Genomic DNA, 648 nt, shown 5'->3' on the forward strand with positions numbered 1-648 from the left:
AAGTGTTGCGATCCCGTAAACCCTCTGAGCTTAGAACGTTAGACCCATCTGAAGGCGGCTACAACGAACGTCAAATTAGAGACATCACATTGCCATGGTGGGGCTTGGTCTATTTTTATGCCGTGACATTCGGAAAATTTATTGCTCTCTATATGATGCCAGTAGCTTTTTTGGTTTGTGTTATGGCAAATATTCTAACTGAAGCTCCACAAAGTGACGTTAATACAGCATATCTTGGGTTAATCTGTATATCTGTGGTGTGTCTACTCATTTGGTGGTCTTTCTCTTTTTTTAATGGAAAATTACCCATTAAAACGTTATTTTCATTAAGCCGAGAAACGGGTATGGTCACACTTTATGGTTTCGGTAATAAGGTGCGATTTAGTCACCCTTTTGTTGAGTTTGATTGCTACCTGACAACATCGCCAACCCCTCAAGGTTTTATTAATTATCAACTGTTTCTTGTTCATCGTTATAATGGTTACAAACATGGGGTTCCCATTGGCCGTTTTATTAATGGCTCAAGAGATCTTGATGAATATAAGCGTTTATGGAACATGATCCAAGCATACATGGATGTGAGCCAGCCTTTGCCCGACATTCCAATGAATGAGCCTTTTCGCCATAAAGACAATGCAACCGTTGCTT

1 protein-coding gene is annotated in these 648 nt (G+C 40.0%); it reads left to right on the forward strand.

The window, feature by feature from the left end; translation table 11 throughout:
* On the forward strand, nucleotides 1–648 hold a 648-nt coding region (locus C9J46_RS21400; protein WP_107291497.1), incomplete at both ends, for a hypothetical protein.

The organism is Photobacterium sp. GB-36 (assembly GCF_003026135.1).
GTDB lineage: Bacteria > Pseudomonadota > Gammaproteobacteria > Enterobacterales > Vibrionaceae > Photobacterium.